A 21,474-nucleotide genomic window follows, 5' to 3' on the forward strand; every position below is an offset into this window, starting at 1 on the left:
GCATGGCGAAATTGTTCAAACGGGTATTGCGGATCTTCCTCTACGTGGCGGCGGTGGTCATCGCGGCAGCGCTAGGCGCCTTGATCGTGTTCACCACGACCGAGCGCGGCCGTGACAATCTCGCAGGCCTGATCTCGTCGATGGCCTCTTCACCTGAGAGCAAGGTGACGGTCGCCGGCATTGACGGCATCTGGTCGGGTGCGCTCAGGGTCGATCACGTTGTGCTGGAGGACAGCAAGGGTCCATGGCTGGTGCTGCGTCAGGTGGCGGTGGACTGGTCGCCGCTTGCATTGCTCACAAAGACATTCAGCGCAGACCGCGTCGCGGTCGGACGCATCGAGGCGGCACGGCTTCCGGTTTCCGAGGGCGAGCCGAAGCGCGATACCGAAGGTGGCGGTGGCCTGCCGGTGTCGCTCGACATCAAGGCGATCGATCTGCCCGACATCGCGCTTGGCGAAGCGCTGGCCGGCGCAGGAGTTGCGCAATTGGCTGCCAAAGGTTCTCTCAAGGCCGATGCTTCGCCGCTTGCGGTGGCGACCAAGTTCAATGTCGCGCGCAACGATGGCAAGCAAGGCACTGTGGATGCGACCGTCGATTTCGCACCGGCCGACAACAAACTGGATCTCGACGTGAGGGCGTCGGAACCTGCAGGCGGTATTCTCGCCAATCTGCTGCAGCTGCCAGGTGATCCGGCGGTCGACATCGCCCTTGCCGGAAAAGGTTCGCTGGCAGACTGGAACGGTACCGGCAGCTTCAGTGTCGACGGCCAGGTGGTCACGCAACTGACTGGCCGCAATCAGCAGACTGAAAAGGGCAATCGCATCCAGGCGAAAGGTGAAGGCGATTTCGCCCGTTTCCTGCCTGAACGCTTCAAGCCGCTGCTCGCCGGCCAGACGGATTTTGCCTTCACCGGCACCGCCACCAAGACCGGCGGCGTAGAGATCGAGCAAGCGCAGATCAACAGCAACGCCGTGCGCGGCACGGCCGCCGGCCACATCGATCCCAAGGGTGCCACAGACTTTTCGCTGCAGTTCAACTCGGTTGGCCCCACGCTGCCGCTGGCGCTCGGCAGCAAGGAAAGCCCGATCGACATCGAGATGAAATCTGCCTCACTGCGTGCCTTCGGCGAGGGCAGTGCGCCGATGGTCGACATCGGTGCCTCGCTGGCCAAGGTCACGACGACGGTTACCAAATTCGAGAATATCGACCTGACGATCCACTCCGACAATTTCGACGTTGCCAACCGTATCGGGCCGATGACCGGCTCGCTGACCGTCGACAAGATCGGGCTGGACAATCCGACCATCGCTCCGCTCATCGCCGGCAAGATAAAGGCGGAAGTCGCCGGCAGCCTCGCTAAAGAAACCATCAACGTCGACAAGGGCTCGATCCGCTCGGATACGCTTATTGGCGATTTCAATGGCAAGATGGCCCTGGTCGACGGGTCGATCGAACTGAACGTCAAGGCGGACGCAGCCTCATCGGCATTGCCCGCCGCTGCGCGACCGGTACTTGGCGAACGCGCCGTCCTGTCGGCCGCGATCCGGCGCGACGCCAAGGGCACGGTAACGGCCGATTCCATCACATTGGAGTCCGGCGCCGTTTCCGCCAACGGCAGCGCCAGCCTCCACCAAGGCCAGATCGTTGCCGAGCTCAAGGGTGCGCTCGCCGACCTGTCGCTGCTGTCCAAGGAGGCCAAGGGCTCGATCGGCCTTTCGGTTACGGCCAAAGGTGTCATGGTCGCCCCTGATGTTTCGGTGTCGCTCAGTGGGGACAAGCTCGAGCTCGCAGGGCGTGAGATCACCGGATTGGGCCTTGCCGCAAATGGTCGGGCAGATGTCGCCAACCCCGCCGCCGACGTCGCATTGTCCGCCACGGTTGCTGGACAACCGCTTCAAGGCAAGGCGGTGTTGAAGACCGACAACGGTCAGCGTCGCGTCGACGCGCTGAAACTCTCTCTGGGCAATAACGGCATAGCCGGCGATCTCATTCTCGATGAGGCTTTCCTGCCGGAAGGGACGGTGACGATCGACCTGCCCGATATCGCACCGCTGGCGGCATTGGCGCTGGAAAAGGCGGAAGGCGATGTGCGCGGCACCATCCGTTTCGCCAAACGTGACGGCGTGCCCGAAATGGCGTTGCAGGCCAAGGCCGGCATCAAGCGCGGCGATCTGGTTGCCAGGAATGTTGCCATCGATGCGCTGATCGCCAATTACGCGGCTGCCCCTGCCGTCTCCGGCACCGTGCGGGCCGACGCGGTTACCTCCGGCACAACGACCGTTACCGGCATCGCCATCGATCTGAAACGTGACGGCGAATGGACCGGCTTTTCCGGCGGCGCGACGGTCAAGGATATTCCAGCCAAGGCGGTTGGCCGCGTGAAATCGACAGGCGGCGTGACCACGCTGGAACTCGCTTCCGGCCAGGCGGTGATCCGTGGCCTCAAGGCGGTGATCCCGGAACCTTCGACCATTACCGTTGCCAATGGCACGACGACGATCCGCAAACTGGTGGTGGGTGTCGACAGCGGCCGCGCCACAATCACGGGCACTGCAGGCAAGGCTCTCGACATCGACGTCGCTTTGGCCAATCTGCCTGTGGCGGCGGCCAACTCGTTCTCGCCGGGGCTTGGAGCCGGCGGCACCGTGTCCGGCTCGGCCAAGGTCACAGGCACCAGTTCCGCGCCTTCTGTCACCTACAACATTAAGGCCAGCGGGCTTGGGGTCGCAGCGACACGCGATGCCGGCATAGGTGCAATCAACGTCGCTTCGGGCGGCACTTTCGCGGCCAACAAACTCACCTTCAACGCCGATATCGGTGGTGGAGCCGGGCTGGCTCTAAAGGGTGGTGGCACCGTGACGACCGCCGGTACGCCCAATCTGTCGGTGGATATCGCCGGCAACGTGCCCTTCGAACTGCTGGCGCGCAAGCTTGCGGAGCAGGGGATGTCGCTGACTGGCGGTGCAAATGTCTCGGTGCAGGTGCGCGGTCCGGCCAACAAACCTGTGATCGCCGGTTCGGTACGTTCATCGGGAGCCCGCGTTCTCGACGCCAAAACTGGACTAGGCATCAAGGACATCACTCTCGATATCGGCATGGCCAATGGGGTGGCGACGATCAACCGGCTAACCGGCACGCTGTCGACCCGCGGCACGCTGTCGGCTGGCGGCACGGTTGGCATCGATGCAGCCCGAGGCTTTCCCGCTGACCTCTCGATCAAGCTGGTCGACGGCCGCTACACTGACGGCCGCATCGTGACGGCTAACCTTGGCGGTGACCTCACCATCAAGGGGCCGCTGGCCACCGCACCGGCAGTCTCGGGCACCATCAATCTTGGCAAGGTCGTCGTCACCGTGCCGGAACGGTTGCCGACGTCGCTGTCGACTTTGAACATAAAACGTAAGGATGCGCCGGCGGCGGTGAGGGCGCAGGACAAGGCGCTGCGCCCCTCCGGCGCGAGCAGCGGCAGCGGAAAGGGAAGCGGCGGGTTGACGCTCGACATCACCGTCAATGCCCCCAACCAGATCTTCGTGATGGGACGCGGTCTCGATGCCGAACTCGGCGGCAACCTGCGCCTGACGGGTCCTGCCTCTGCGCCCCAAGCGGTGGGCGAATTCACGCTGCAGCGCGGGCGTCTTTCCATCCTCGGCAAGCGGCTGACCTTCACCGAAGGCACACTGACCTTCTCAGGCTCGCTGGTGCCGTATCTCAACATGGTGGCTGAATCGACCGCGGGCGATGCGACCGTAACGATCACCGTCTCGGGAGAGGCGACCAATCCGAAGTTCTCATTCTCCTCGGTGCCGGCGCTGCCGGAGGATGAGGTGCTGGCACGGCTGATCTTCGGCCGATCCATGTCGAACCTTTCGCCGCTGCAGATCGCTCAGCTTGCGGAGGCGGCAGCTCAGTTGAGCGGCGTAGGCGGCTCCACTTCACTTCTGGAGAAGCTGCGCGGCAAGCTGGGCGTCGACGATCTCGACATCACCACCGACGATCAGGGCGGAACGGCCGTGTCGGCCGGCAAATATCTGAACGATCGCACCTATCTTAACATCCAGAAGGGCGAGAAACCGGGCTCCGGCAGGGCGCGCATCGATTTCAACGTGGGTAAGGGCGTCAAGCTGCGCGGCGAAGCTTCGGATGATGGCGAAGCCAAGGGCGGCATCTTCTACGAGAAAGAGTACTAGCGCGGTCCCGGCGCGACGCGTCAGGGTGGACCGACGATGCGGTTGAACTGGCGCTGCCACAGCATTGCCAATTGTATCATCACAGAAATGCACGCGGTTTATGCCGAACCGGTGGGCGTTCGTTTTTTGCCTTCGATAGCAAATTTCCGCCAAGATTGTCGCTATCGCGCCAGTTGCTCCCTTTTCAAAGTTGCACTCTTGCAATGAGTTCTCACACTGACCGTTCTTTGACAATGGCGGTCAGGTGCGGAATGTTAAAAGGCGAAAAGCCAATAATGGGAGCTAGTCATGACAATTTATGAAAGCAATGGCGATCGCGTTCCGGATCATATCCTGGCGATGGCCGAACAGGCCAAGGCCGGTGGCATCGACCGTCGCGAGTTCCTGGCTATGGCCAGCATCTTTGGTGCCTCTACAGCCATGGCTTATGGCTTGCTGGGCATCGCGGCACCGACGCCTGCCCAAGCCCAGGAAACGCCGAAGAAGGGCGGTGTCCTTAAGGTGGCGATGAACATCAAGGACCCGAAGGATCCGCGCACCGCTGACTGGTCGGAGATCTCCAATGCCGAGCGCCAGGCGCTCGAGCCGCTGGTGAAATACACCAAGGAATACACGTTCGAGCCGTATCTCCTGGAGAAATGGGAGATCAACGACGACGCCACGGAATATACGCTCCATGTTCGCCCGGGCGTCGAATGGAACAATGGCGACAAGTTCACCGCCGATGACGTGATCTACAATCTGACCCGCTGGGCCGACAAGGCTGCGGAAGGCAACTCTATGCCGGGTCGTCTCGGCAGCCTCGTCGACGAGAAGACCAAGAAGCTGCGCGAAGGCGCGGTCGAAAAGGTCGACGACATGACGATCAAGCTGAAGCTGACCAGCCCGGATATCGCCATCATCGCCAACATGACCGATTATCCCGCGCTCATCGTACACAAGACGTTCGACGAGAAGGGCGCCAATTTCAAGAATTGCCCGATCGGCACCGGACCGTTCGAGCTCGTCTCCTACGACGTCGGCCAGAAGGTGGTCTACAAGCGCCGTGAAACCGGCAAGTGGTGGGGTGGCGAGGCGCTGCTCGATGGTGTCGAATTCATCGACTACGGCACCGATCCGGCGGCTACGGTTGCTGCTTTCGAGTCCGGCGAAGTGCATACCAACCACGAAACGACCGCCGATTACATCAAGATCATCGCCGATGTCGGCGCGCCGGCTTCGGAAGTGGTAACCGCCGCGACGGTGGTTTCCCGTTTCAACGTCAAGGCGAAGCCCTATGACAATCAGAAGGTGCGTCAGGCGATGTGCCTTGCGGTCGACAATGCGATAGTTCTGCAGTTGGGCTACGGCAATGCCGGCACGCCTGGCGAAAACCATCACGTCGCGCCGATCCATCCGGAATATGTGGAACTGCCGAAGGTCAAGCGGGACATTGCCAAGGCCAAGCAGATGCTGGAGGAGGCCGGCGCTCTCGATTTCGAGCATGAGCTGATCAGCAACGACGAGGACTATCACAAGAACACCACCGACGCGATTGCTGCGCAGTTGCGCGAGGCTGGCATCAAGGTGAAGCGCACCGTCCTGCCGAGCTCGACCTTCTGGAACGACTGGACGAAATATCCATTCTCGGAAACCAACTGGAACATGCGTCCGCTTGGCATCCAGGTGATTGCCATCGCCTATCGTACCGGCGAAGCCTGGAACGAAACGGCCTATGCCAATCCGGATTTCGACAAGAAGGTCAATGAGGCCCTCTCGATCGCCGATGCCGAGAAGCGCAAGACGGTGATGAAGGATATTGAGCAGACGTTGCAGGATTCCGGCATCATCATCCAGCCTTACTGGCGCAAGCTCTACATCAACATCAAGCCCGAGGTGAAGAACCACTCGATGCACCCCACCTACGAGCACGACTTCGGCAAGGTCTGGCTCGAGCAGGCCTGATAGATCGGTCGACGGGCATGGGAGAGGTCTCCCATGCCCGTGGCATCGCCGGCGCGGCGCCCCTTGTCGCGGCGGCCTTAAATCACAAAAGATTTTTGACTCAGGGTTGATCGTTTCTGACCCCAACCCGGCCGGCAGGGGGACGCAATGCTCTCATTTATAGCCAGACGTATCGGCACGATTCTTCTGACCATGTTGTGCCTGACGCTGGTCGTTTTCTTCTTGGTGAATCTCGAACCGAATTTGAAAAAGCTGGCGATCAGCCAGACCGAGATGCACACGCCGCCAGAGCAGCTGGAAAGCTGGTTGGTCAATCATGGCTACCGGCAGAATTTCTTCGTTCGTTATGGGCATTGGCTGGGCGTCCTCAAGATGGAGCCCATCGTCGATCCGGCGACCGGCAAGGCTTCCCAGCGTTTCTCGTTCTGCAACGATCCTGCGGAGCCGGCTTATTCCGGGGTGCTGCAAGGCAATTTCGGCTGCTCGACCAAGTTCAAGACAACCGTTGCGGCCAAACTGTTTCCGGCACTGCGCGCAACAGGTATCCTGATGTTCTGGGTGCTTGTGGTGATGGTGCCGGTGTCGCTGCTCATAGGCATCCTTGCCGGCATGCGAGAGGGGTCACGCACGGACCGAGTTTTGTCGGTCGCGTCCATCGCCACGACGGCGACGCCTGAATATGTCTCGGGCGTCATCTTTACCGTCATTTTCGCGTCTTGGCTCGGCTGGTTGAACGGTTCTGCGGCGTCAGCGGCGCAAGGCATCACGTTTTATAATTTCACACTGCCGGTGATCACGCTTGCGATCTACGGCATCGGTTACATCGCGCGCATGACGCGCGCGTCGATGGTCGAGGTGATGACGCAGCAATACATCCGCACAGCCCGACTGAAGGGGTTGTCCTTCTCCAACGTGGTCGTCAAGCACGCGCTGCGCAACGCACTGATTGCACCTTTCACCGTCATCATGCTGCAGTTTCCGTGGCTGCTGACCGGCGTCGTCATCGTCGAGACGATGTTCCGCTACCAGGGCTTCGGCTACACGCTCGTGGAGGCCGCCGGCAACAATGATATCGACCTTCTGCTAGGCTGTTCGCTGGTCTCGGTGTTCATCGTGCTGATCACCCAGCTGATCTCGGATGTCGGCTATGCATACCTCAACCCGCGCATCCGTGTGCAGTAGGGAGGCCGAGCGATGCAGATCGAATATATCGGAGCCTTCAACATCGTCATCGGCGTGCTGGTGCGGTTCTGGCCGGTCTGGCTGGCGCTGGCCATCGTGCTGGGCGCCAGCTTCGCCTATAAGAAGAGACTTGGTCTCTATGGTCAGCTCTTCGACAGCAGCGTCGGCATAGCAGGCGTCGTCATCTGCCTTTTCTGGCTATTCACCGCGATCTTCGCCTCGACCGTCGCTCCGTTCGATCCACTGGCCCAGATACCGGTGATGAAGGACGCGCTGCCCGGAGCGATCGAACCCGCTTCCAAGGGCGTGTTCCTGTTCGGTGGCGACAAGCTCGCGCGCGACATATTCTCGCGCATGGTCTATGGCAGCCAGATCGTGCTGATCATCGCACCCGCAGCCACCGGTTTTGCGCTCATGGTCGGCATTACCCTCGGCCTGCCGGCCGGTTACTACGGCGGTAAGATCGATACCGTGCTGTCGTTCCTGGCCAACCTCGTTCTGGCCTTCCCGGTGATCCTGCTGTTCTACCTGCTGGTCACCCCGGGTATCATGGATACGCCGATCCCTTATGCGATGGCGGGATTGTTCTTCCTGTTCCCGATCATCTTCTTCTGCGCGCTGTTCTGGACCCGCTACAAGAACAGGCCTGATCGCCTTTACCTGCTGCTTGGGCTGACACTGGTGATCGGCGGCTGGATTTATGCCGGCCTGGTGTTCGATGCGGATCCGCTCCGGATCGTGCATATCGACCCGAACCAGCTCAATATCTTCGTGGCAGTGGTGTTCGCCTCCTCGCCGGGCGTATTCCGTATCGTTCGCGGCCTGACCATGGACATCAAGACCCGCGACTACGTGGCGGCAGCCCAGACACGAGGCGAGACGCCTTGGTACATCATGCTGTGGGAAATCCTTCCCAACGCGCGCGGACCACTGATCGTCGATGCCTGCCTGCGCATCGGCTACACGACCATCCTGCTTGGTACGTTGGGTTATTTCGGTCTCGGTCTCGCACCGGAAAGCCCGGACTGGGGAACGGCGATCAAGGACGCCAGCCGCTTGCTGCGTTCGTTCATCCACCCCGCGCTTCCGCCGACGATCGCACTGATGTCGTTCGTGCTGGGATTGAACCTGCTCGCCGACTCTCTGCGTGAACAATCAATGAAGGACTAGTGGAGGGCGACGCCATGAACGAAGCCGTAAAAGCCACGAACACTGCCAACGCCCAGCCGATCATCGAGATCGAAAACCTGTCGATCTCGTTCTTCACCCGCAAGGGTGAGATACCAGCTGTGATGGATTTCTCCTGCACGGTGATGCCGGGTGAGGCGATGGGTATCGTCGGGGAGAGCGGTTGCGGCAAGTCGACCGTTTCGCTCGGGATCATGCGCGACCTGTCCAATGTCGGCAAGATCGTCGGCGGACGCATCAAGTTCCAGGGCAAGGACATGGGCGAGATGTCCGAGGAGGAGCTTCGTTCCATCCGCGGCAACAAGATCGCCATGATCTACCAGGAACCTATGGCCTCGCTGAACCCGGCCATGAAGATCGGCCAGCAGTTGATGGAAGTGCCTCTTATCCACGACAAAGTGTCGAAGGAAGAGGCCTACCAGCGTTCGCTGGAGATGGTGAGGGCGGTCAAGTTGCCTGATCCGGAACGCATGATGCGTTCCTATCCGCACCAGCTTTCCGGCGGCCAGCAGCAGCGCATCGTCATTGCCATGGCGCTTCTGTCGAAGCCGGCGCTGCTGTTGCTCGACGAGCCGACAACCGCGCTGGACGTGACGGTGGAAGCCGGCATCGTCGAACTGGTGAAGGGACTTGGACAGAAGTTCGGCACCTCGATGATCTTCGTGTCGCACAATCTGGGGCTGATCCTGGAGACCTGCGACAAGATCACCGTGATGTATTCGGGCGAAGCGGTCGAAACCGGCAAGATCGAGGACGTGTTCGACCGCATGCGGCATCCCTATACGCAGGGGTTGTTCCGCTCGATCCCTTTGCCGGGAGCTGACAAGAACGAGAGGCCGCTCATCGCCATACCCGGCCAACTGCCATTGCCGCATGAGCGTCCGAAGGGCTGCAATTTCGGGCCGCGCTGCCACCACTTCGTGGACGGCGTGTGCAACGCCGCTGAAATCCCGATGATCGACGTCGAAGGCCACGAAGGGCATTTCTCGCGCTGTGTACGCTTCGATGAGATCGACTGGACGGCTCTGCCGCCAGGCGCAAAGAAATCCGCCGAGCCCGTCAAGCCGGGCGCGCCGGTGCTCAAGATCGACGACCTGAAGAAATATTACCATGTCGGCGCCGGCGGCGTATTTGGCGGTGGCGAGGGGCGCACGGTCAAGGCCAACGAGACGATAAGCTTCGAGGCGCGCGAAAGCGAAACGGTCGCCATCGTCGGCGAAAGTGGTTGCGGGAAGTCGACGCTGGCCAAGGTTCTGCTCGGGCTGGAGACCGCGAGCTCCGGCAAGGTGACGCTTGGCAACAGTGAAATCCAGTCTACCGGCATCGAGAAGCGTGACGTCGACACGGTCTCCGCCATTCAGATGGTATTCCAGAATCCGTTCGATACGCTGAATCCCAGCCATACCGTTGGTTCGCAGATCATCCGTACGCTGGAGAAATTCAAGGTCGGCAAGACGGTCGCCGACCGCAAGCAGCGCATGCTGGAACTGCTCGATCTCGTGAAGCTGCCGAGAGCTTTTGCCGAGCGCAAGCCGCGGCAGCTTTCCGGCGGTCAGAAACAGCGCATCGGCGTGGCGCGAGCCTTTGCCGGGTCGGCCAAGGTGGTTGTGGCGGACGAGCCCGTGTCCGCCCTCGACGTGTCGGTTCAGGCCGCTGTCACCGAGCTGCTGATGGATATCCAGCGCAAGAACAAGACGACGATGCTGTTCATCAGCCACGATCTGTCGGTCGTGCGCTACATCGCAGACCGCGTCGTCGTTATGTATCTTGGCCACATCGTGGAGCAAGGCACGACGGATCAGATCTTCTCGCCGCCCTATCATCCCTATACGGAGGCATTGCTGTCGGCGATCCCGATCGCCGACACCTCTGTGGTGAAGAAGCACATCGTTCTGGAAGGCGACATTCCCTCGGCAATGAACCCGCCGACCGGATGTCCATTCCAGACACGCTGCCGTTACAAACATCTGGTGCCGGAAGGCCGCTGCGAGAAAGAACTGCCACCATTGAAGGACCTTGGCGATGGGCACAGGTCACTTTGCTGGCTGTCGGACGAGGTCCTGTCGACCATGGAGCCGGTGATACGCTTCGATAAGGAGCATGTGGCGCTCGAAGGCTTGCCAGACGATGCGGTAGAGGTTGTCGACGCGACCGTGGTGAGCGACGAAATCCAGCCCGTCCGCAAGACCGCCGCTGCTCGCAAATCCACAAGGACGGCGAAGAAGACAGAAACGGTTGCACTCCTGGCGGAGCCGGCCGTCGCGAAGAGGCCTGTCGCCACGAAGGCCTCCGCTAAGGGTGCGATGGAGACGCCGAAAAAAGCCAGCCCTGCAAAGGGCTCCAGGACGAAGGCTGCGGCCGCCAAGCCGGCCAAAGCCGTCAGGGAGAGGAAGGTGGCTTCGGCACCGGTGGAGCCACCGGCACCGGTGGAGCCGATCGATCCTGCCGATGTTGGCCGGCCGGCCCGCATGGCGCGGCCCGCCCAGCCCGACGACCTCAAGCTGATCGTGGGCATCGGACCTCAGATCGAGATCGCCCTCAACGATTTCGGCATCTACCGTCATGCACAGATCGCAGGCTGGTCAGAAACCGAGCGCGAGTGGGTGGACAAGCGCCTGATGCTGCTGGGCCGTACAGAACGCGACGAGTGGGTCAAGCAGGCCAGGGCTCTCGCCGATGGCGGCGAAGAGGAATATGTGCGGGTGTTCGGCAGAAAGCCAAGATAGTCGCTTCAAATAGCGACTATCTGGCCCAGAGCATTTTGTAGCCAAGTGGAATCACTTGGCTTTGCAAAAAAGCGGCGAAGCAAAACCTTAGTGCGTTTCCGCGTTTCCGCAAAAAACGGAAACGCTCTAGCGACAGCTCTGCAGTTGGCTGCGGTAACGGTCGGCCATGGCGGCGGTGTCGCGAGCATAGCGCTGGATGCCGCTGTTGCCGCGCCAGTCGCCGCGCTTGAAGCCACCCCATCCGAGATAATAGGCGAGGTAGAGATTGTAGGTATCGTCACGCGCCACGCCGTAGGTGTCGACCGTTTTGGTGTGATACCAGCCGACGAAGTCCACCGCGTCGGCAAAATTGGTGCGGCTTGCGGTGAAGTTGCCGCTTTCCCGCCGGTACTGGCTCCAGGTACCGTCGAGGGCCTGCGAATAACCGTAGGCGCTCGAAACCCGAGTCCACGGAATGAAGCCGAGCAGTTTTGTGCGCGGCGGGCGCGCGTTGCTTTTGAAGCCGGATTCCTTGCGCACGGTCGCCATCAGCACATGCATCGGAATGCCATACTTCCGCTGCGTGCGTTCAGCCGCAGAACGCCAGTCGTTGAACCAGCCATCGCGCTGGTCGAAGACGGCGCACACGTCGTTGATACGGTTTGGTGCCGTTGCGCAGGCGCCAAGCACCAGCACGACGCCCATCGCTAAAACTCGACTAAAACTGTACGCACGCATGGCGAGAGCATTAGTGGCAAATCATAAAAGGAGTCTTGCGGCGCTTCTTAACCTGTTTGGCGGATGCAAGGCGGTTGTAGATATTCCGACCTTTCATGTCGCTTTCGCGTTATCAGCGAGGCTTATGTGACGCTGAAGATAAAATCTCGTCCGGAAATGACGTATTTTTGATAGTAGGGCGAGCCGAATGACGCTCTGATGCGGTTATGACCGCCCTTCGCGCCAGACGCAGCGCTGAACGCGTCCATTCCAAAGCCGGGGCACGGATCCCGCAATTGCCCTCGCGCCGGGTGGAGAATCCTTATCCGCCGATGGCGCTCCTCTCTTCCGATCAAGTTGAAGCCATTCATCAGGCTTCGTTGCATATTCTCGAAAATCTCGGCATCGAGATGATGAACAGCCGCGCGCTGGCGCTGTTTGAAAGCGCTGGCGCGGATGTCGATCACACGACCATGACGGTGCGCCTCGACCGAGGGCTGATCGCTGAGGCTCTCAAAACAGCGCCTTCGTCCTATACGCTTACGTCCCGCAACCCGGCACGCCGACTGACGTTCGGCGGCAACATCATTAATTTCACGCTGGTTGCCGGACCGCCCAATGTGCACGATTTCGAACGCGGTCGTCGCGCCGGCAATCTCCGTGACTACCGGGAACTGGTCAGTCTCGCGCAGCACTTCAACTGCATCCACATGCTCGGCAACCAGGTCTGCGCACCGATCGAACTGCCGGCCAATACGCGCCATCTCGACACCTACTTTGCCAATCTGACGCTGGCCGACAAACCGTTCCATGTTTCGGCCATCGGCCGGGGCAGGGCGCTGGACGGCATCACCATGATGGCGATCGCCCGCGGGCTTTCGCTGGACGAGATTGCCAGCGATCCAGGCGTTGGCACCATTATCTCGGTCAACTCACCGCGGCGCTTCGACGAGATGATGGCGGAGGGATTGATGACCATGGCCGAGTTCGGCCAATCCGTCTGCATAACCCCGTTCACCCTGATGGGTGCGATGAGCCCGGTAACACTGGCTGGAGCACTTGCCCAGCAGAACGCCGAAGCCTTGTTCGGAATCGCACTCGCACAATTGGTGCGTCCAGGTTGCCCGGTGGTGTATGGTGCTTTCACGTCCAATGTCGATATGCGCTCGGGCGCTCCGGCTTTCGGCACACCGGAAAACACCAAGGCCAACATCGCCTCGGGACAATTGGCGCGGCGATACAATCTGCCTTATCGCACCACGCCGGGATCGGCTTCCAACGCTGCCGACGCACAAGGCGCCTATGAGACGCTGATGGCATTGTGGGGCGCCGTGCTTGGCCATGGCAACCTCGTCTACCATGCGGCCGGCTGGCAGGAGGGCGGGCTGACCGCCTCGTACGAGAAGTTCATCATCGACGTCGAAATGATCCAGCACATGATGGAATTCCTGCGTCCGATCGTCGTCGACGATGGGGAACTGGCGCTGGATGCGCTGGCAGGCGTCCCGACCGGCGGGCATTTCTTCGGCGAGCCGCATACGCTCGAGCGCTACGCTACGGCATTCTACCAGCCGCTGCTGTCCAACTGGCAGAACTATGAGGCCTGGACCGAAGCCGGCGCACTCGATGCGACACAACGCGCAACCAGCCTCTGGAAAAAGGCGCTGGCGGAATATGTGCAGCCGCCGATGGATGCCGACCGACGCGAAGCGCTCGAAGCCTATGCAGCAAAGCGCAAGGATGAGATCGGAGCCGGAGAGCCATGATCGCGCGCAGCTTACGAAAATGATTCAACTGCTTCAGCCCGAGAATCCCGAAACCCATCCAACCTGTTGAATTGTCAGGAAGAGCAATGAAGTCGCATGCAAGGGTCGTGGTCATCGGGGGTGGCGTCGTCGGCTGTTCGGTGTTGTTTCATCTGGCGCGCGCCGGTTGGACCGATGCCGTGCTTATCGAACGCGACGAACTGACGTCCGGTTCGACCTGGCATGCGGCTGGCGGCATGCACACGATCAATGGCGACCCGAACGTTGCCAAGCTGCAGAAATATACGATCAGCCTCTATAAGGAGATCGAGGAACTTTCCGGCCAGGCGACCGGCGTGCATCTGACTGGCGGCGTTTTCCTCGCGGCCACCGAGGCGCGCATGGACTGGTTGCGCAACATGGTGGCGAAGGGGCGTTATCTCGGCATCGAGCTTGAAGAGATTTCGCCTCGGGAAGCGGCTGAATTGATGCCGTTGATTGATCCCGGTCAGTTCGTCGGCGCCATCCACAACAAGGAAGATGGTCACCTGGATCCCTCCGGTGTCACCCACGCCTATGCCAAGGCGGCGCGCAAGCTGGGTGCGGAGATCGAACGTTTCACCAAGGTCGAGGATATCGTGTGCCGGCCGGACGGCATGTGGCGTGTCATCACCAACAAGGGAGAGGTGGTGGCCGAACATGTTGTCAATGCCGGTGGCCTGTGGGCACGCGAGGTCGGCCGGATGGTCGGGCTCGAACTGCCGGTGCTCGCCATGGAGCATATGTATCTCATTACCGAGGACATGCCCGAGGTGGCAGCCTGGAACAAGAAAACCAGCACTGAGATCATGCATGCGGTTGACTTCGATGGTGAGCTCTACCTGCGCCAGGAGCGCGGCGGCATGCTGATGGGAACCTATGAGAAGGCCGGCAAGCCGTGGTCGGAACAGGCCACGCCTTGGGATTTCGGCCACGAATTGCTGGAGCCCGATATCGATCGCATTGCGCCGTCGCTTGAAGTCGGCTTCCGGCATTTCCCGGCGTTCCAGAACACCGGCATCAAACAGATCATCAATGGTCCGTTCACCTTCGCCCCGGACGGCAATCCGCTCGTCGGACCGGTGCGCGGGCTACCGGGTTTCTGGGTCGCCTGCGGGGTCATGGCTGGTTTCAGCCAAGGGGGCGGCGTTGGATTGGCGCTGTCGAACTGGATGATGAATGGCGATCCTGGCGCCGACATCTTTGCCATGGATGTCGCGCGCTATGGCGACTGGGCTTCGATGGCCTACACCAACACGAAGGTGCGCGAGAATTATTCGCGCCGTTTCTCCATCCGGTTCCCCAACGAGGAATTGCCGGCAGGGCGCAGACTGAAGACGACGCCGATCTATGATTGCCTCGCGCAACGCGGCGCTCAATTCGGCTCCGCCTATGGGCTGGAGGTTCCACTCTGGTACGCGCCGGAGGGCGTGCGTGACGAATTTTCCTGGCGGCGGTCGACAGATTTCGAGCATGTCACTGCCGAGGTGAAGACGGCGCGCGAACGCGTTGGTCTTTCCGAGATCTCCTCCTTTGCCAAATACAAGGTAACGGGGACTGGGGCAGGGGCGTGGCTCGACAGGCTGCTCGCCTGCAAATTGCCAGCGGCAGGTCGCATGACCCTTGCACCGATGCTGAAGGAAGACGGCAGGCTGATCGGCGATTTTTCTCTCGCCAATCTTGGCGCGGGTCATAATGGCAAAGCCGAATGGTTCATCGCTGGATCGGGCGTAGCCGAACAATACCACATGCGCTGGTTCGAGCGGCATTTGCCCGCCGATGGGTCGGTGAAGATAGAGGCCCTCGGATTGAGCCGTGTGGGTTTGTCCATCGCGGGGCCACGCGCGCGGGATGTCCTGGCCAAGGTCACCCATGCCGATGTGTCGCCTTCGGCGTTTAAGTTCATGGACATCGGGCGGATCGATATCGGTATGGCGTCGTGTCTGGTCGGTCGGGTGAGTTACACCGGCGACCTCGGTTACGAAATCTGGATGGCCCCAGAGTATCAGCGCCATGTCTTCGAGATCCTGTTGGCGGCCGGCGAGGAGTTCGGGATCGGCCTGTTCGGTTCGCGAGCGCTCAATGCGCTGCGCCTGGAAAAGAACTACGGCTCGTGGGCGCGCGAATACCGGCCGATCTATGGACCACTGGAAGCCGGGCTTGACCGTTTCGTTGCTTATGCGAAACCTGCAGAATTCATCGGCAAGAAGGCGGCCGTGGCCGAGCGTGCCTCCGGCGGTAAATTGAGGCTGCGCAGTTTCGTGGTCGAGGCCGTGGATGCCGATGTGATCGGTGACGAGCCGATCTGGCATAATGGCGCGGTGCGCGGATGGGTGACATCCGGCGGTTATGCCCACCATTCCGGCGTGTCCGTGGCGATGGGATATGTGCCGAAGGAGATCGCGGACGAAAGCGACGGCTTCGAGATCGAATTTCTCGGCCGTCGCCATGCGGCCCGCATGCAGTCTGTTCCTCTGTTCGATGGAAATCAGGAAAGACTGCGCGGATAAGGTTGCGCCAGCGGGAGGCGCATATGCCTCTCGCCGGCGTTGCTGCTCAGCGTATCGGAGCGAGGAGCGCGAAATAGGCGCCTTGCGGATCGGTGCATTGCACGATCCACTGGCCGTTGGGTACTTCCATCGGTCCCATGACGATCTTGCCGCCATTGTCGACCACGCGCTTGGCGGCGTCATCGATGGCCGCAACATTGAAATAAAACAGCCAGACAGGATTCGGGATCTGTTCCGGCTTGTTCATCATGCCGCCGCTGACCACGCCATCGACCGAAAAAAGCTGGTAGATGCCCATCAGCCCCATGTCGAAGGGCTGGTCCTTCACCCAACCGAACTGACCGGAATAGAAGTCGAAAGCTTGCTGCCAATCGGTCGTGTAGAGTTCATGCCAGCCGACATGACCGGGAGTGTTCAACGGGACTGGTGGCTGATCGGGACCATTCGGCTCCAGGAACATGAAAGCCGCGCCCTGCGGATCGGCGACGACGGCGAAACGACCGACGCCTGGAACCTCGTAGACGGGGCGGTCCACAACGCCACCGGCCTTCTGCAAGGCATCGACTGAGCCATTGATATCCTTGGTGGGAAAATAACCCATCCAAGCGGCCGGAACACCCATCTTGGCAGCTTCGTCCGGGAGGGTCGTCAACCCTCCGACACCGCGGTCGCCGGCATTGACGACGACATAGCGTGGCGAGGCAGCTGCATTTTCGAATGGTTCAGCGCGCCAACCGACAACAGCCGTATAGAAGGCCTCCGCAGCATCGAGGTCGGTTGTCGTCAATTCATACCAGAAGAACGATTTTTCGGAATTCGACATGTGCTCCTCCTTGTTCCGCCGTCGCACCGGCGCGCTGGACCGTCTCATAGGACGAAGCAGTAGGCGTGATTCCGACAGCGGTCTCTATTTTGCGGCAAAGCCGTGGGACCACGTCCTTGTGACAGGGTTGAGTGCAATAGAGATCGAAACCAGCAGCAAGATCGATGGTCGAGCTTCTGCAAGTTGTCAGCTTTCTTCTTGTCGCCGTTGCAATGGCGCTGTCGCTGGCCCATGCCTTGGAGTTCCCCGGCAAGCTTCGCTTGTCCGAGAAGCAATATCTCGCAATCCAGCAGATCTATTATCCGGGTTTCACGATCGGCGGTGCGGCGGAGCCGTTAGGCGTCCTTTTCCTCCTCGCACTCCTGTTCTTTACGCCGGCAGGCATATCGTTCTGGCTAACAGCTGCGGCAATGATCACCCTGGCGGCTGCGCACGCCGCCTACTGGCTCATGACGCATCCGGTGAACAATTTCTGGCTCAAGGGAACAAAGCTGTCGACGGCGGGCAGCAGCTTCTTTGATGTGGATCCACTGGCGCAACGGTCAAAAGAACCATCCGATTGGCAAACGCTACGCGACCGTTGGGAATGGTCGCACGTTGTCCGGGCGCTGCTTTCGTTTGCCAGTTTGACATTGCTGGCGACTGCTATCGTGCTGAGCTGATTGAATATTTTTGAGTGGCCAGTAAATATGACAGTAAAACTCATATTATCGTTGCGGCTCAAAGGTTTATCCGAAATTTGACCGATTGATAAAAAAATAAAACGTGCTAGCCTTTCTCCAAAACCACAACAATGGGGAACCGGAATGACGACTGGTCATTTCAAGGAAGGCATCGCCGCAGGCCGGCTGTCGCCCGAGGTCTATGCAGACAATTTTGGCGACCTGCATCCGCCGCTCGATCATCACGAGGCGCTGGTCGAATCCGATCGCTGCTATTTCTGCTACGATGCGCCTTGTATGCAGGCCTGTCCGACATCGATCGACATTCCGATGTTCATCCGGCAGATATCGACCGGCAATGCGCTTGGCTCGGCCAAGACCATCTTCGATCAGAACATTCTGGGTGGGATGTGTGCCCGTGTCTGCCCTACAGAGACGCTTTGCGAGGAAGCGTGTGTGCGTGAAACTGCAGAGGGCAAGCCGGTGCAGATTGGCCGGCTGCAGCGCTACGCCACCGATGTGGCGATGGCGGAGGGCAAGCAGTTCTACACTCGCGCCAAATCGACGGGCAAGAAAGTCGCCATCGTCGGTGCCGGCCCTGCCGGACTCGCCGCTGCGCATCGGCTCGCGCGTCACGGTCATGATGTAACCGTGCTGGAGGCAAAGCCGAAATCAGGCGGCCTGAACGAATACGGTATCGCTGCTTACAAGAGCGTCGACAATTTCGCCCAGGCCGAGGTCGATTACGTGACCGCGATCGGCGGCATCACGATCGAGAACGGCAAGGCGCTGGGTCGCGACTATCAGCTTTCCGAACTGACCAGTACATATGATGCCGTGTTTCTCGGCATGGGGCTGAGCGGCGTCAACGCGCTGCGCGCCGAGGGTGAAGAAGCGAACGGTGTCGCAAATGCCGTCGACTTCATTGCCGAGCTGAGGCAGGCGAGTGATCTCGGCAATCTGCCGGTCGGTCGCCGCGTCGTCGTCATCGGCGGCGGCATGACCGCCGTGGACGCGGCTGTGCAGTCGAAGCTGCTCGGCGCGGAGGAGGTGACGATCTGCTACCGTCGCGGCAAGGAAGACATGAATGCCTCGGAGTTCGAGCAGGATCTTGCGGCCGCGAATGGGGTCACCATCCGCCACTGGCTGCAACCGAAGAAAGTCATTGCTGACGGCGGCAAGGCGATCGCTATCGAGCTCGAATACACGACCATGAAGGAAGGTAAGCTTGTTGGCACCGGCGAAACGCTGCGGCTGGCAGCCGACCAGATCTTCAAAGCGATCGGCCAATCCTTTGTGCCTGCCGCGCTGAATGGCAGTGGCCAGGCCATCGCGCTAGAGAACGGCCGCATCAAGGTCGATGGCGAAGGCCGCACCTCGCTGGCCAAGGTCTGGGCCGGTGGCGACTGCGTCGTCGACAGCCGTGAGGACCTCACGGTCTCGGCGGTGGCCGCAGGGCGCGACGCTGCCGAAAGCATCCATCGGACCTTGATGGGCTGATGATGGAACGGCTGTTTTCCCACGGGGCGAATTCCTTGGGCCTGTGGGGAGACGGCGACGAGATCGAGATGATCGAGGCCGTTGAACGGGCCTTCGCCATCAGGTTCGAAAATGCGGAAGCGGAGCAACTCGTTACAATGGGGCAGCTGTTTGATCTGGTGAAATCGAAGATCGGCAATCAAGGCGCCGAGGCGATCACCGATGACGCGCTTTGGAGCGAACTCGTCAAGCATGCTCGCGACGCCGGTGCGGATCCGCGCCGTGCAGTCGATCGCAACACAACATTCTTTTCCCGAAACGCGGAGTAAGAAGCCATGGCGGACATCCGCAACAACTTTGTCGGCATCAAGTCACCCAATCCGTTCTGGCTTGCGTCCGCGCCGCCAACGGACAAGGCCTACAATGTCGAGCGTGCCTTCAAGGCAGGCTGGGGCGGCGTGGTCTGGAAGACATTGGGCGAGGAAGGCCCGCCGGTGGTCAACGTGAACGGACCTCGTTACGGCGCGATCTGGGGCGCCGACCGCCGGCTGCTCGGCCTCAACAACATCGAGCTGATCACCGATCGCGACCTGCAGACCAACCTGCGCGAAATGAAACAGGTCAAGAAGAACTGGCCGGATCGTGCGCTGATCGCCTCGATCATGGTGCCCTGTGTCGAGGACAGCTGGAAGGCGATCCTGCCGCTTGTGGAAGAAACCGAAGCGGACGGCATCGAACTCAATTTCGGCTGCCCGCATGGCATGAGCGAGCGCGGCATGGGCGCCGCCGTCGGCCAGGTGCCGGAATACATCGAGATGGTGGTGCGCTGGTGCAAGCAGTATACGCGCATGCCGGTGATCACCAAGCTGACGCCCAACATCACCGACATCCGCAAGCCGGCGCGGGCGGCCAGGTCCGGTGGCACCGATGCGGTATCGCTCATCAACACCATCAACTCGATCACCTCGGTCAATCTCGACAGCTTCTCGCCGGAGCCTTCGATCGACGGCAAAGGCAGCCATGGCGGCTATTGCGGTCCGGCGGTGAAACCGATCGCGCTCAACATGGTGGCCGAGATTGCCCGTGATCCGGAAACGCACGGCCTGCCGATCTCCGGCATTGGCGGCATCACCACCTGGCGCGACGCGGCCGAGTTCCTAGCCCTGGGTGCCGGCAACGTGCAGGTCTGCACGGCGGCCATGACCTACGGCTTCAAGATCGTTCAGGAAATGATCGCCGGCCTGGAAAACTGGATGGATGAGAAGGGCCACCGGTCGCTCGATGACATCATCGGGCGTGCGACACCCAATGTCAGCGACTGGCAATATCTCAACCTCAACTATGTCGCCAAGGCGCATATCGATCAGGATGCCTGCATCAAATGCGGCCGCTGCCACATTGCCTGCGAAGACACCTCGCATCAGGCGATCACCTCGATGGTCGACGGCGTTCGCCATTTCGAGGTGATGGAGGACGAGTGCGTTGGCTGCAATCTGTGCGTCAATGTCTGCCCGGTCGATGGCTGCATCACCATGGTGCCGCTGGCCGCCGGCACGCTCGACCAGCGCACCGGCAAGACGGTCGAGCCCGTCTATGCCAACTGGACGACGCATCCCAACAATCCGATGGCCAAGGTTGCTGCCGAATAGGTTCTGACGGACGATGAAAGGCGGTGCAGCCGTGCACCGCCTTTCTTCAAATCCCTATTGACGATAAAATGTATCCAAGATAAAAATTATCGATGATTAAGGAGCAATCATGAAGCTGAGTGAAGGCGTCGAAGCGGCAATCCATTCCGCTGCCATGCTTGCCGCAGTAGAAGGTGAGGCGACCATGCCCGCCTCCGCTCTGGCGGAAGCATTCGGCCTGTCATCCAGCTATCTGCTGAAACATTTGCAGGCATTGACGGCTGCACGCATCCTTGAGTCCGTGCCGGGACCGACTGGTGGATATCGCCTGGCTCGTGCACCGGAGAGGATCTCGCTGCTCGACATCGTGCTGGCGGTCGAAGGCCCGCGTCCGGCTTTTCGGTGTGGCGAGATCCGCCGCAACGGACCTGCCAAGATCGATGCGTCTGCCTATGTGGAGCCTTGCGGCATCAATGCCGCCATGCTGCGTGCCGAGCGCGCCTACCGCGCAGCGCTCGCTGCCGAGAAGCTCTCCGACATCATCACCGAATTCATGGCCGATGCCGACCCCCGGGTCGTTCGGGCCAGTTGTGCCTTCGCAGCCCATCATGCGCGGCCGCAGAAACCCAATTCCCAGAATAACCGGTAACCCCAGGAAAAGGACC

Annotated in this window: 13 protein-coding genes and 1 pseudogene; 12 read left to right on the top strand and 2 right to left on the bottom strand. The window is 60.6% G+C overall.

Annotated features, from left to right (window positions below; translation table 11 throughout):
* Nucleotides 1-2: 2 nt before the first annotated feature.
* The 5 genes and pseudogenes from L4923_RS25090 to L4923_RS25110 all read left to right on the top strand — a co-directional run.
* On the top strand, nt 3-4,187 hold the full coding sequence (locus L4923_RS25090) for a translocation/assembly module TamB domain-containing protein (RefSeq protein ID WP_239369838.1): 4,185 nt from the start codon (nt 3-5) through the stop codon (nt 4,185-4,187).
* Nucleotides 4,188-4,475: 288 nt separating this feature from the next.
* Nucleotides 4,476-6,131 carry an ABC transporter substrate-binding protein gene (locus L4923_RS25095; protein ID WP_239369839.1) on the top strand — a complete coding sequence of 552 codons (1,656 nt, stop codon included), beginning with the start codon at nt 4,476-4,478 and terminating at the stop codon, nt 6,129-6,131.
* Nucleotides 6,132-6,278: 147 nt separating this feature from the next.
* Complete coding sequence (locus tag L4923_RS25100) at nt 6,279-7,313, top strand: ABC transporter permease (protein WP_239369840.1); 1,035 nt, start codon at nt 6,279-6,281, stop codon at nt 7,311-7,313.
* Nucleotides 7,314-7,325: 12 nt separating this feature from the next.
* Entirely contained in the window at nt 7,326-8,483 is a 1,158-nt protein-coding gene (locus tag L4923_RS25105) for an ABC transporter permease (RefSeq protein WP_239369841.1), read from the top strand.
* 14 nt (nt 8,484-8,497) lie between these two features.
* Nucleotides 8,498-10,633, top strand: a pseudogene (locus L4923_RS25110) (dipeptide ABC transporter ATP-binding protein); the annotation flags it as partial.
* 720 nt (nt 10,634-11,353) lie between these two features.
* On the opposite strand, the gene L4923_RS25115 reads toward L4923_RS25110, so the two are convergent.
* Entirely contained in the window at nt 11,354-11,944 is a 591-nt protein-coding gene (locus L4923_RS25115) for a transglycosylase SLT domain-containing protein (RefSeq protein WP_239369842.1), read from the bottom strand.
* Nucleotides 11,945-12,150: 206 nt separating this feature from the next.
* Between L4923_RS25115 and L4923_RS25120 the strand changes: the two genes are divergently transcribed.
* Nucleotides 12,151-13,689, top strand: coding sequence for a trimethylamine methyltransferase family protein (locus L4923_RS25120; protein WP_239369843.1), 1,539 nt, complete (start codon nt 12,151-12,153; stop codon nt 13,687-13,689).
* A gap of 86 nt (nt 13,690-13,775) precedes the next feature.
* Nucleotides 13,776-16,217 carry a GcvT family protein gene (locus L4923_RS25125; RefSeq protein WP_239369844.1) on the top strand — a complete coding sequence of 814 codons (2,442 nt, stop codon included), beginning with the start codon at nt 13,776-13,778 and terminating at the stop codon, nt 16,215-16,217.
* 46 nt (nt 16,218-16,263) lie between these two features.
* Here the strand turns inward: L4923_RS25125 and L4923_RS25130 are convergent, their stop codons facing one another.
* Complete coding sequence (locus tag L4923_RS25130; protein WP_239369845.1) at nt 16,264-17,040, bottom strand: VOC family protein; 777 nt, start codon at nt 17,038-17,040, stop codon at nt 16,264-16,266.
* A gap of 164 nt (nt 17,041-17,204) precedes the next feature.
* Between L4923_RS25130 and L4923_RS25135 the strand changes: the two genes are divergently transcribed.
* From L4923_RS25135 to L4923_RS25155, 5 genes are all read left to right on the top strand, one after another.
* Nucleotides 17,205-17,702: an anthrone oxygenase family protein gene (locus L4923_RS25135; RefSeq protein ID WP_239369846.1), complete on the top strand. Its 498-nt coding sequence runs from the start codon at nt 17,205-17,207 to the stop codon at nt 17,700-17,702.
* Between the two features lie 144 nt (nt 17,703-17,846).
* Nucleotides 17,847-19,202, top strand: a complete 1,356-nt coding sequence (locus L4923_RS25140) for an NAD(P)-dependent oxidoreductase (protein WP_239369847.1) — start codon at nt 17,847-17,849, stop codon at nt 19,200-19,202.
* Entirely contained in the window at nt 19,202-19,510 is a 309-nt protein-coding gene (locus L4923_RS25145) for a hypothetical protein (RefSeq protein WP_239369848.1), read from the top strand. Before L4923_RS25140 ends, L4923_RS25145 begins: the two co-directional genes overlap by 1 nt.
* A gap of 6 nt (nt 19,511-19,516) precedes the next feature.
* Entirely contained in the window at nt 19,517-20,830 is a 1,314-nt protein-coding gene (gene preA / locus L4923_RS25150) for an NAD-dependent dihydropyrimidine dehydrogenase subunit PreA (protein WP_239369849.1), read from the top strand.
* 109 nt (nt 20,831-20,939) lie between these two features.
* Nucleotides 20,940-21,458 (top strand): RrF2 family transcriptional regulator, encoded by a 519-nt coding sequence (locus tag L4923_RS25155; RefSeq protein ID WP_239369850.1) that lies wholly within the window; start codon nt 20,940-20,942, stop codon nt 21,456-21,458.
* Nucleotides 21,459-21,474 lie beyond the last annotated feature (16 nt).

Origin of the sequence: Terribium retamae (assembly GCF_022347545.1) — a bacterium.
Lineage (GTDB): Bacteria > Pseudomonadota > Alphaproteobacteria > Rhizobiales > Rhizobiaceae > Mesorhizobium > Mesorhizobium retamae.

Excerpts from the sequence above, each read along its gene's own strand:
- L4923_RS25120 (WP_239369843.1), top strand. The coding sequence starts at position 12,151 with ATGACCGCCCTTCGCGCCAGACGCAGCGCTGAACGCGTCCATTCCAAA.
- L4923_RS25095 (WP_239369839.1), top strand. The coding sequence starts at position 4,476 with ATGACAATTTATGAAAGCAATGGCGATCGCGTTCCGGATCATATCCTG.
- L4923_RS25090 (WP_239369838.1), top strand. The coding sequence starts at position 3 with ATGGCGAAATTGTTCAAACGGGTATTGCGGATCTTCCTCTACGTGGCG.
- L4923_RS25105 (WP_239369841.1), top strand. The coding sequence starts at position 7,326 with ATGCAGATCGAATATATCGGAGCCTTCAACATCGTCATCGGCGTGCTG.
- L4923_RS25140 (WP_239369847.1), top strand. The coding sequence starts at position 17,847 with ATGACGACTGGTCATTTCAAGGAAGGCATCGCCGCAGGCCGGCTGTCG.
- L4923_RS25155 (WP_239369850.1), top strand. The coding sequence starts at position 20,940 with ATGAAGCTGAGTGAAGGCGTCGAAGCGGCAATCCATTCCGCTGCCATG.
- L4923_RS25115 (WP_239369842.1), bottom strand. The coding sequence starts at position 11,944 with ATGCGTGCGTACAGTTTTAGTCGAGTTTTAGCGATGGGCGTCGTGCTG.
- L4923_RS25135 (WP_239369846.1), top strand. The coding sequence starts at position 17,205 with ATGGTCGAGCTTCTGCAAGTTGTCAGCTTTCTTCTTGTCGCCGTTGCA.
- L4923_RS25100 (WP_239369840.1), top strand. The coding sequence starts at position 6,279 with ATGCTCTCATTTATAGCCAGACGTATCGGCACGATTCTTCTGACCATG.
- preA (WP_239369849.1), top strand. The coding sequence starts at position 19,517 with ATGGCGGACATCCGCAACAACTTTGTCGGCATCAAGTCACCCAATCCG.
- L4923_RS25125 (WP_239369844.1), top strand. The coding sequence starts at position 13,776 with ATGAAGTCGCATGCAAGGGTCGTGGTCATCGGGGGTGGCGTCGTCGGC.
- L4923_RS25130 (WP_239369845.1), bottom strand. The coding sequence starts at position 17,040 with ATGTCGAATTCCGAAAAATCGTTCTTCTGGTATGAATTGACGACAACC.
- L4923_RS25145 (WP_239369848.1), top strand. The coding sequence starts at position 19,202 with ATGATGGAACGGCTGTTTTCCCACGGGGCGAATTCCTTGGGCCTGTGG.